Here is a 10,257-nt window from a genome sequence, read left to right on the forward strand (position 1 = left end):
CCGCCGAGTTGTCGGCAGTTTCTGCAGGCCGGCGACGGATAGCTCGACACGACCGGCTCCATCAAGCGGCTCCGGCCGCAGTGGTGGCCGCGGGGCTCTACGACGCCGTTCCAGGAAATGGCGCTGATCGTGAGACCGATGCTGCGGCGTCGGCCAGCACCGCCGGCGGCTCGGCCATACCAGGCCGGCGTCCGGGCCTCCGCGTCGTTCTCGCGGAGCGTCCCGTTTGATCACCCAAGCCGGACGCTCCACGAGAACGACATTGACCTCCGACAGCGCGGGGCCGCGGCGAGGCGATCAGGCACACCTCCTCCGGGCGCGCAGGTCCTTCGGCCAGGCCCCTGGGCCAGGTCCTTCGGCCAGGCCCGTGGGCCAGGTCCTTCGGCCAGGCCCCTGGGGGTGGGGACGGCGGGCCAGGGAGGGCGCGCTCTCCCCTCCCGCATGCTCTTCATACGATCCCGCTCCTTGCCGTGCGCGGCGCAGTGTCGTCGTCACCGGCGCGGGTTCGGGCATCGGGCGCACCGCGGCCCTGCGGTTCGCGGCGGAAGGCGCCAAGGCGGATCCGGATCCTGGGCGATGCGGCCTTGGGGCCCCCTTGCGGTACCACAACGCGAGCGCGGGATGCGCCGCTCCCAGCCGCTCCAGGCAGAGCTCAGCCGCGCGGCCGGGATCGTCTGGTCAGGGTGGTGACTTGTGTTCAGGTTGTTGACGGGGCGCCGGGGCGGGCGGACACTCCCACACGTTTGCGTTCATCCTCTGAACCCGCAGGCGCGGACGTCCCTTTGGAGTACCCGTATGCGCATGCCCCGACTCGCGGTCGCAGCGGCGGCTGCCGCCGCCCTGGCAGTACCACTGACGGTCCCTGCCGCTGCGGGAGCCGTTTCCGGAAACGGCTCCCATGCTTCCAGACCCTGGCTCGACTCCTCGCTGCCGCTGGAGAAGCGGGTGGATCTGCTGCTGGGTCAGATGACCAACGCCGAGAAGGCGACGCTGATGACGTCGGTGGGGGTGCCGGCGGGGTCGCATGCCACCGGCTACACACCGGGCATCGACCGGCTGGGGATTCCGGGGACGCAGTTCACCGACGGGCCGGGGGGTGTGCGGGACGGACAGCCGGCCACCGCGCTGCCGTCGCCGGTGTCGCTGGCGGCGTCGTTCGACACCGCCCTGGCCCGGAGTTACGGGACGGTGATGGGGGCGGAGGCCAAGTCCCGGGGCTATCAGGTGATCTACGGGCCGATGGTGAACATCGTGCGTACGCCGCTGGGCGGTCGGGACTTCGAGACGCTGGGAGAGGACCCGGAACTGGCCGGGGACATCGGGGCGTCGGAGATCCGCGGGATCCAGGCCCAGGGAGTGGCCGCGCAGGTCAAGCACTACGCGGGCAACAACCAGGAGAACGCCCGGACGACGTCCAGCTCCGACATCGGCGAGCGGACGCTGCACGAGATCTACCTGCCGGCCTTCGAGAAGGCGGTGAAGGACGGCAAGGTCTGGTCGGTGATGTGCGCGTACAACAAGGTCAACGGTACGTACGCGTGTGAGAACGCGCAGATTCTGCGGGACGTGCTGATCGACACCTGGAAGTTCGACGGGGTGATCGACACCGACTACCCGGCCAACCACAGCACGGTGGCCTCGGCGCTGGCCGGCCTGGACCAGGAGTTCAGCGGGACGACGTACTTCCAGCAGCTTCCGGCCGCCGTCGCGGCGGGGCAGGTGCCGCAGTCGGTGCTGGACGACGCCGCGCGCCGGATTCTGCGGCTGGAGTTCCGCACCGGGCTGTTCGATCCGCAGACGCCGCCGGCCGTGGACTACGAGGCGGACAGCGCGTTCGCGCGGCAGGCGGCCGAGGACGGCAGTGTGCTGCTGAAGAACAGCGGCTCGGTGCTGCCTCTGGACACCTCGAAGCTGACATCGCTGGCGGTCATCGGGCCGGACGCGGAGACGGCGGTCACCGGCGGCGGGGGCAGTTCGGCTGTGACCCCCTACAAGAAGGTGGACCCGCTGACGGGGCTGCGAGCGCGGCTGGGCGGCGGTGTCGAGGTCACCTCGGTCAAAGCCGGGCAGGGCAACGGCTTCCCGCCGATTCCGGCCTCCGCGCTGAGCGGGCTGAAGGGCGAGTACTTCACCAACACGACCCTGTCGGGCACGCCCGCGCTGACCCGGGACGACCCGGCGGTCGACTTCGACTGGGGTACGGGGTCGCCGGCGGGCGGCATTCCCGCGGACGGGTTCTCGGCGCGCTGGACGGGGACGGTCACCGCGCCCGCGACGGCTGCGTACACGTTCGCCGCGACCAGTGACGACGGAAGCCGGGTCTATCTGGACGGCAAGCTGATCGTCGACAACTGGAGCGATCACGCGGCGCAGACGGTCAAGAGCACGCCGGTTCCGCTGACGGCCGGGGAGCCGCACTCGCTGCGGGTGGAGTACTACGAGAACGCGGGCGGCGCGTCGGTGAGCGTGGGCTGGTCGGCGCCGGGGGTGCCGGATCCGACGATCACGGCGGCCGCGCAGGCGGCGGCGAAGGCCGACGCGGCGGTGGTCGTGGTGGGCGACTCCTCCAGCGAGGGGTCGGACCGCACGACGCTGGCGCTGCCGGGCAACGAGGACGATCTGATCCGGGCGGTGGCGGCGGCGAACCCGCGCACGGTGGTGGTGCTGCGGGCGGGTGCCCCGGTGCTCATGCCGTGGCTGACGGACGTGCCGGCGGTGCTCGACATGTGGTACCCGGGCCAGGAGGACGGCAACGCGCTGGCGGCGCTGCTCACCGGCGACGCGGAGCCGGGCGGCCGGCTGCCGGTCAGTTTCCCGATGACGGACACGCAGACCGCGACGGCGGCCGCGCCCGGCCGCTACCCGGCGGTGGGCGGGGTCTACGACTACAGCGAGGGCCTCGAGGTCGGGTACCGGTGGTACCAGCAGGAAGGGCAGACGCCGCTGTTCCCGTTCGGTTACGGCCTGTCGTACACGACCTTCCGGCTGTCGCATCTGAGGACCGGCCCGGACCAGGTGGAGGCGACCGCCCATGGCACCGCGCCCGTTCACGTGTCGGTGGACGTGACGAACACCGGGCACCGGGCGGGGACCGATGTGGTGCAGGTGTATCTGGGGCACCCGAGCGGTTCCGGCGAGCCGCCGAAGGCCCTGAAGACCTTCGCCAAGGTGAGGCTGGACCCGGGTCAGACGAAAACGGTCCGGCTCACGCTGTCGCCGGACGACTTCCGGGTGTGGGACACAGGCGCCCACGACTGGACGGTCCTGAAGGGCAGTTACCCGGTGTACGTCGGCGAGTCGTCGGCCGACACGCCGCTGACCTCGGCGGTGACGGTGCGCAGGACCGTGGGCGTGCAGTACGTGGCCGTGTCCGCGGCCGCGACGACGGATCCGGGGACCGCGCAGACGGTGAAGACGACGTTCACCAACACCGGTGACTCCGGGGTGGAGAACCTGCGTCTCGGGCTGAACGTGCCGGCGGGCTGGACCGCGGTGCCCGCGGCCGGCGCCACCGTGCGCCGGGTCGGGCCGCACTCGTCGGTGACCGCCTCCTGGACGGTCACCGCGCCGTCGACCGCCGCGGCGGGGCCCGTCACGCTCACCGGGACGGCGTCCTTCGAGCTGGCCGGCCGGCAGACGCGTACCGCCGGTGCGACGACGACCGTGCCGTACGCGACGACGGCGGCCGCGTACAACAACGCCGGCATCAGCGCGGACAGCGATCCCTCGACGGGCAAGCTCGACCCGGGCGGCTACAGCTTCTCCGCCACGCAGTTGGCGGCGGTCGGCTACACGCCCGGGGCGACGGTGACGGCCGGCGGGCTGTCCTACCGGTGGCCGGACACGCAGCCCGGTCAGCCGGACAACGTCGCCGCGGGCGGGCAGGTGATCCGTGTGCACGGTCAGGGCTCGCAGCTCGGGCTGCTGGGCACCGGGATCGGGTCGGCGCATTCGGGGACGGTCAAGGTGATGTACACCGACGGGACGACCGCGGATCTGGCGGTGGATTTCCCCGACTGGTACAGCAACAAGGCCAGTGGGAACGCGCAGCTCGCGGTCACCACGGCGAACTGGAACCGGCCGCCGGGCGACACGCTCGGCAATCACGCGGTGAGCCTCTACACCACCGGCGGGGCGCTGGATCCGGCGAAGACCGTGGCCGCGGTGACGCTGCCGGCCGACACCGGAGTCCACGTGTTCGCGATCTCCTTGGGCTGAACCCCCGCGTTGCGCAGGGCCGCCGCTGCCGTCCACACCATCATCGGGTGGGCGGCGGCAGCGGCCCGCTCAGCCAGAAGGGGCGGCGCGCCTGTGAGCCGCCGGAGTGCGCGGGGTCAGCGCACCTGGTCGCGGACGCTGATGTTGATCTCGACGGCCTCCAGGCAGCAGTGGCGACTGCTCGCCGCCTGCCACAACCTCCGCAAGATCTTCCGACGCACCGGAACCGCCGGACTCGTCGCCCTGACCGGCTGACCAAGCCGGGCCTCGCAGGCGCGACCGTGACCGTTCCCATCGATCACCGCCAGCTGATCGGTTGCCCATTACTGGGGCACGCTCCTAGCCGGCGGCAATGTGCTGTCCGAGGAGCGCGCGGTCCGCGTCGCTGAGCCGGTCGGCGGCGAAGCGAGCCTGGTGCCAGTGCGGATAGATCAGATACGGCGCGCTGGCCTTGTCGAGCGCGGCGAACTCGTGGTCGTCCAGCGTGAGCTGGGCGGCGCCCAGATTGTCCCGGAGCTGGTCGTCCCGGCGAGCGCCGATCACCAGGGTGCTGACACCGGGCTTGCGCAGCAGATAGGCGAGCGCGACCTGGGCGGGCGAGACGCCACGGCCGTCGGCGACGCCGACCAGCACCTCGATGATGTCGTAAAGCCGCTCCCTGTCGCGGATCGGCGGCTCTTGCCAGCGGGGGTCCACTTGGCGGCTGCCCTCCGGGGCCTCGCGGTCCCGCCGGTATTTGCCGCTGAGCAGTCCTCCCGCCAACGGGCTCCACACCATGATGCCCAGCCCTTGGTCCAGGGAGAGCGGGACCAGCTCGTACTCGCTGTCTCGGGATTCCAGGGAGTAGTAGATCTGGTTGCTGACGAACCGCTGGTACCCGTGGGCGTCGGACACGGCGAGCGCCTTCATCAGTTGCCAGCCGCTGTAGTTCGACACGCCGAGGTAACGGATCTTGCCGGCTCGCAGCAGGGTGTCCAGCGCCTCCAGCGTCTCCTCCAGCGGTGTCTGCCCGTCCCACTCGTGGACGTGGTAGATGTCGACGTGGTCGGTGCGCAGCCGCCGGAGGCTGCCCTCCAGCTGGCTGATGATGTGGTGCCGGGACAGCCCCCCGTCATTTGGACCCTCGCCGACGACCATCCGCACCTTGGTCGACAGCAGCAGCTCGTCCCGGCGGCCCTCGATCGCCTCGCCCAGGATCTCCTCGGCCGCTCCGTTGGAGTACATGTTCGCGGTGTCGAAGCAGTTCACCCCGGCGTCCATGGCCATGGCGACCTGCCGGCGGGCGCCCTCCACGTCCGTACCGCCGAGGATGGCGAACATGCCCTTCCCGCCGAAGGTCATGGTTCCCAGGGTCAGGACGGAGACTCGCAGGCCCGAGTGTCCAAGTTGGCGGTACTCCACGATTCCCACTCCCCTCGGCTTGCACAACTGCCCGGCAAGATCCGGGCCGGTCGTGTGCCGGGCAGCCGCAACGCGGCCAGGCGGGCAGCCATGCCCGTCGGATTCTGCTTCCGCGGCGGAGGAGATCGCCGGGACTCGGCGAGCCGGCCGCCCGCGAGCCGACGCCCGGGACACACGGTCGAACGCTGTACCAATAATATCAAGGACCGGCGTCTACGGCAGCGGACAGCCGGTCCATCCGCAGGGAGGGCCCCTGGTCCGGTGACGTCCACACGCTCGATCGGTGTGAGGTCGTACAGCGCTGCGTCTTCACGGGTGGCCTCGGCCTCGGGGGCGGCGATCGGGGACCAGTGGCGGCGGCCTGCGGGAAGACCAACCGAGGTCGGCCTGCCGCTGGTGGAAGGGCGTGGTGCGCAGGGGCGAGGCTCGGTCGGGTCGAGGGGGTGGCGGATGCGGTAGGACTCGGCACAGACGCGGTGGCCGTGCTCGGTGATGAAGGAGAGTGCGAGCTGGGTGGCCGGGGCCGTGTACAGGCAGCTGGCGTGCCCAGGCCCCCGACTGGACACGCCAGCAGCCTGACCACTGCGACCCCGCGCCTCATAGCGCGGCCGGCCCGCGGCCTGACTGCCCGTCGGAAGGCGCCGATTGAAAGGCCCGGCCACACCTCCCGAGCGAGTCAGCGACCTTAGCGGTGGTGACGGTTGTGGTGCCGACCGAAGTAGTGACGGTGGTGACGGCTGTGGTGACGGCCACGGTCGTGGTGCCGGTCCTGCACCTGGGTGACGGAGGTGGCCCGGGCCGGAGCGGCCTCGGCCGTCGTGGCGGTCGCGAGCATCGCACCGCCTGCCAGGATGCCGCCGGCAACGGCGACGGCGAACGCCCGCGTCACGTTGGTTGCGCGCATGGTGTTACTCCTTCGTACTCGAACTGTGGAGCCCGGCCGACGTGGAAGTGCCTCTCGTAACTGCCCCGTCGGGGCTGGGGCACAGGACGCCGGAAAGGGAAAGGCCCCGGGGAACGGCGAATGTCCGCCGCATCGTCAGGTCCGATCCGCGCTCCGCACAGCCGGGCTGCTCATGTCTCAATTGGGAGCCAACACCATGGACGAGTCCGTGTAAATCAGAGGAAAGCCCAGATTCGCCTCTTATTGCCGCTTCTCCTCCCCATCTGCTCGGCAAGCCTGGATGAATGCCCAGGTCAGAGCCGCGCCCGGGGAAGCTCCCACATCCCGTATCCATCACCCCCGACGTAGAGGCAGATGGGTGAATCTGTGGTGAAGTCGGTGTCGGTTCAGGGCAGATGCCGACGAGGACGCGGCCTGCCTGCGAATTCGCTCGCTGGTCACGGCGCCCTTCTCGCCAGCCACAGGTCGTACGGGGCGATCCGCTCGTCGGGTGCAACCAGCCCCCATCGGGCCGACAAAATCAGTACACGGCCGGCCCGGGCGCCTTGCATGAGTGTTTCAGCGGCACGACGTGCGGCCCGATGGTAGCTCCCGGTGTACAGCTCACCCGCGGGGACCATAACGTTCGGGTCAGAGACCACCCCCTTGCGTCGACCACACGACGAAGCGCGCGGGTTCGCCGTTTCCTGGAGGTGGAGGGGGCCGAACCCGCGCGACGAAACCGGGTTTTCGGGGATCCGAAGGTCGGGTTGGACAGGCTTCGTAGGCGAGGACGAACGAGCACCACCTGTCGACGAGTTTGGGCATCACTTGTTGACCACGGAGCCGTCAATTTGATGAGAACTGACAGCACCCGGGGTGGGTGCGTCCGGCTGTGTCCATGGCCAAAGGGCGCCGTTGCGTGACGTCCTTGGATGTCGGCCGCCGTTGCCGCGTCTCCGGACGGCAGCCTTGCCTGCGGCGATGGATATGGATTTCGTCCGCCGGGCGTGCGGCGGGGTTCTTGGCCAGTGTCAGTGGACGGTGATGGTGACCGTCGGGGATACGGTCTTCCCGTCGGTGACTCGCAGCATCTCGGTGCCCTTCTTGATGAGGTTGACCCGCACGCGGTAGCTGCTGTCGTGATTCACAGTGGTGCTCGCGTGGAGTGTGGTCCACTTGCCCTTGTCCATTTGCTGCACGGTGAGTTTGCTGCCTGCCGCGATGCCCTTGGTCTTGCCGGTGAGGGTGACTGTCTGCCCGGGCTTGACCGACATCGTGTTCGCCTTGACGGTGATGGATGCCTTCGCCTTCGGACTTGGGGCGGAGACGCTTGCGGCTGCGACATTCGGAGTGCTGGCCGGAGCGGCGGTTGCGACTCCGGCGCCACCTGCCAACAAAGCGGCACACGCGGCCCCGATCGCGACAGTCCGGAAACGGTGCGCCTTCGTAGTGGCCTTCATGATGCTTCACCTCGTCTTTCCGCTGGATGTCTCTTACCGGGCCTATGGGATATTTGGCCGTATAAACCAGTAAACGCTCTCGTAAGTCCGAATGGCAGGCACAGATGCTGGCACTCGGATAACCACTCAGCCCGTCCTGAGGCGCGGTACGCGGGACGGGCCTGCCAGTGGCCACGCCTGCCCCCCCAAGTCATCTTCCTGGCCCCCGGAGCCGACGCCCGCAGGCCCCCCCGGAACGGTCCTCTCCCGCCTGGTCAGCGGTCCACGCGGTACGAGAGGTGCTCGTCACGGATCATGCGGCGGAGGCGGTGCGGGCTGCGGTGAGCGCCCGGCGGTGCGGGCCGGGGGACGGTGCGGTCAGCGCCGGCGCGGCATTCACGGCGTGGCGCTTGAAGGTGCTGCGGTGGACGTTGTCCATGGCGCGATCCGGAGATGCGGAGGGCGGCCACGAGCGTACGCAGGCCTGTGGCGACCGGCTGTTGACAGGCCATGACGGACATCACGCGGGCTTCGAGGTCATCGCGGGCCGCATCGGTTACCGCGTCCTGGCTGCTCACCTTCTTCGGGGCCGGCACGCGTTCGCCCTCGTCCGGGTAGCTGCACGCCAGCACGCCAGCACCCCGGGCACCGCGGTCAGCCGCGCGCTGGTGCATGCCATGCCGTGAGGCTACGAGGGGTGCCGATGTCCTGGCCGTGCGAGTGCCTGGCTCAGGTCGTTGGCTGCGATCCAATCCCCTATCAGTCCCATCTTCACGCCGGCGTCCCGTGCGAGTTCCTCGCGCGAGGCGCCGGCACTCCAGGCAGCGAGCACGGCAAGTCGCAAGTCGTCGACGCGTGCTGCCCGGCCGACCACGAGCGCGTCGGCGGAGGCAGCCGTCAACGCCTGGTCGTCTTCGGTCAACTGCTCCGCAGCCTGGCGCACCAAGGACCGGGCTTGTTGGAGGTGCGTGTCGTTCATCAGCTTTCTCCTTCCGGGCGGCACGCGGTCGGTCGCGTCACCCCGGCGGGGCCGCGCACGCGGTGGGGCTGGTGTCGGCGCCGCGCGCTGCGTTGTCGAGAACCTGCTGGGCGAGGCGGACGGCGATCGGGAGTGCCAGTTGGACAAGCACCCCTGCGCCTGCGGCGTCGGCGGCAATTCCCGCGGCCGGCTCCGCGTAGGCGATGGCACGCCGCACAGCGGCAGCGTTCCACGCCCGACGCGCGTGGCGCAGTACAGGGCGGAGGAGGTCGTTGACGGGGGCCTCGGGTACGGGGATGGTCAGCGTGCCGTTGGCCGCGTCGGTACGTGTCCAGGTCAGTTCGATGCGCATGGCTGTCTCCCTTGGGGACGAGCCTGATCCTGTGCGGCCGCGTGTGCCGCTGCCCTTGCCCTCTGCCGTCGCACACCTCGGAACTCCCCGGGGCAGGGCGCCTGGGGGAATCCATGGGTGGGAGGCGGGTGAGGGTGTCGGTCAGCGAGCGTGGACCGCGATCAAGCGTGACGGATGAGCATGCCCTGGAGCGGGCTCTGGACTGGGCCAGGGACTCATTTCCCTCACCTCCTCGCGGCCAGGACACACGCGGGTGTCATCGAACTGGTACAGGAACCCCCGCTGCGGGAGAGCGCCTCTCTCGTCGAACTTCAGAACTGCGCGGCGTATTCCCAGCCGGGGCCCGGGAGGGAATTTGGGCTCACCCCTTATGCCGAGGTGAGCTGTCCTGACCTGGGGCGTCTCTCGACGTTTGAGGTCAGTGGCCTGTGTCCGCGCAGAAGCGGCCGTCCCTGACCAGGGCCGCGATTACTTACGTCCACCACGCTGGGACAGCAACAGCCACAAACTTTCGAAGACGGCCCCCAACGCTGGGCCCCCCGGGATCGGAGCATGCCCGGCAGGGACGACCGCCACGGCATTCGGTTTCCTGAACGCTTGCGGACGGGTCGAGGCCCTCCACCGGCTGCTACCGCGGGCCGGACTCGCGCGGCGACGTCGACACACAGCTGGTGAGAGTCGCGGAATGTGACCGCCTACCGCTGGACTGCGGCTTCTACTGCTTCGGCGGCAGGGTCTTCAACTGTTGGGGGTTTCGCTTAGGGACCCTTTTGGATGCTGCGTAGCAGAGTGCGTGTGGATCTGTGGGTAATTCCGCCCCGCTTCCTGCGATGGTGTGATGTTTATGCCGGTTTGGGGTGGTGGGTGCCGCCGAGGCCGTAGGTTCTCTCGTCATGGAACTTCTTCGGTTGGCGGTGGCTGCGCGGCGGGTGGGTGTGCACCCTGGCACGCTGCGGTTGTGGGCGAACGAGGGCAGGGTTCC

The 10,257-nt window shown here is 69.7% G+C and carries 10 protein-coding genes and 1 riboswitch; of the genes, 3 read left to right on the top strand and 7 right to left on the bottom strand.

All coding sequences use genetic code 11. From position 1 onward, the window contains the following. Window positions 1–795 precede the first annotated feature (795 nt). Together FCI23_RS51800 and FCI23_RS57790 are read left to right on the top strand one after the other, a co-directional pair. Window positions 796–4,218, top strand: coding sequence for a glycoside hydrolase family 3 C-terminal domain-containing protein (locus FCI23_RS51800; protein WP_136730899.1), 3,423 nt, complete (start codon window positions 796–798; stop codon window positions 4,216–4,218). 93 nt (window positions 4,219–4,311) lie between these two features. Then, window positions 4,312–4,473 (top strand): hypothetical protein, encoded by a 162-nt coding sequence (locus tag FCI23_RS57790; protein WP_169317414.1) that lies wholly within the window; start codon window positions 4,312–4,314, stop codon window positions 4,471–4,473. A gap of 84 nt (window positions 4,474–4,557) precedes the next feature. Here FCI23_RS57790 and FCI23_RS51805 read toward each other — a convergent pair whose 3' ends face one another. The 5 genes from FCI23_RS51805 to FCI23_RS62840 all read right to left on the bottom strand — a co-directional run bounded on the left by FCI23_RS51805 (window position 4,558) and on the right by FCI23_RS62840 (window position 8,383). After that, complete coding sequence (locus FCI23_RS51805) at window positions 4,558–5,628, bottom strand: aldo/keto reductase (RefSeq protein ID WP_322974052.1); 1,071 nt, start codon at window positions 5,626–5,628, stop codon at window positions 4,558–4,560. Between the two features lie 676 nt (window positions 5,629–6,304). Continuing rightward, window positions 6,305–6,523, bottom strand: coding sequence for a hypothetical protein (locus tag FCI23_RS51810; protein ID WP_136730901.1), 219 nt, complete (start codon window positions 6,521–6,523; stop codon window positions 6,305–6,307). 437 nt (window positions 6,524–6,960) lie between these two features. Next, the gene (locus FCI23_RS63475; RefSeq protein WP_322974053.1) at window positions 6,961–7,143 is read right to left on the bottom strand and encodes a DUF6884 domain-containing protein; all 183 of its coding nucleotides are present in this window, start codon (window positions 7,141–7,143) and stop codon (window positions 6,961–6,963) included. A gap of 393 nt (window positions 7,144–7,536) precedes the next feature. Continuing rightward, window positions 7,537–7,965 carry a hypothetical protein gene (locus FCI23_RS51815; RefSeq protein WP_136730902.1) on the bottom strand — a complete coding sequence of 143 codons (429 nt, stop codon included), beginning with the start codon at window positions 7,963–7,965 and terminating at the stop codon, window positions 7,537–7,539. A 292-nt stretch (window positions 7,966–8,257) separates the two neighbouring features. Next, the gene (locus FCI23_RS62840; RefSeq protein ID WP_265737850.1) at window positions 8,258–8,383 is read right to left on the bottom strand and encodes a hypothetical protein; all 126 of its coding nucleotides are present in this window, start codon (window positions 8,381–8,383) and stop codon (window positions 8,258–8,260) included. On the opposite strand from FCI23_RS62840, the gene FCI23_RS51820 reads away from it, so the two are divergent. Beyond that, window positions 8,382–8,630, top strand: coding sequence for a hypothetical protein (locus FCI23_RS51820; protein WP_136730903.1), 249 nt, complete (start codon window positions 8,382–8,384; stop codon window positions 8,628–8,630). The two genes, FCI23_RS62840 and FCI23_RS51820, sit on opposite strands and share 2 nt — an antisense overlap. A gap of 2 nt (window positions 8,631–8,632) precedes the next feature. Here the strand turns inward: FCI23_RS51820 and FCI23_RS51825 are convergent, their stop codons facing one another. Together FCI23_RS51825 and FCI23_RS51830 are read right to left on the bottom strand one after the other, a co-directional pair. Next, window positions 8,633–8,923, bottom strand: a complete 291-nt coding sequence (locus tag FCI23_RS51825) for a hypothetical protein (protein ID WP_136730904.1) — start codon at window positions 8,921–8,923, stop codon at window positions 8,633–8,635. 37 nt (window positions 8,924–8,960) lie between these two features. After that, window positions 8,961–9,275: a hypothetical protein gene (locus FCI23_RS51830; RefSeq protein WP_136730905.1), complete on the bottom strand. Its 315-nt coding sequence runs from the start codon at window positions 9,273–9,275 to the stop codon at window positions 8,961–8,963. A gap of 290 nt (window positions 9,276–9,565) precedes the next feature. Next, window positions 9,566–9,742, bottom strand: a riboswitch (M-box (ykoK) riboswitch). Window positions 9,743–10,257: the final 515 nt, after the last annotated feature.

This window comes from Actinacidiphila oryziradicis, assembly GCF_005047355.1.
Lineage (GTDB): Bacteria > Actinomycetota > Actinomycetes > Streptomycetales > Streptomycetaceae > Actinacidiphila > Actinacidiphila oryziradicis.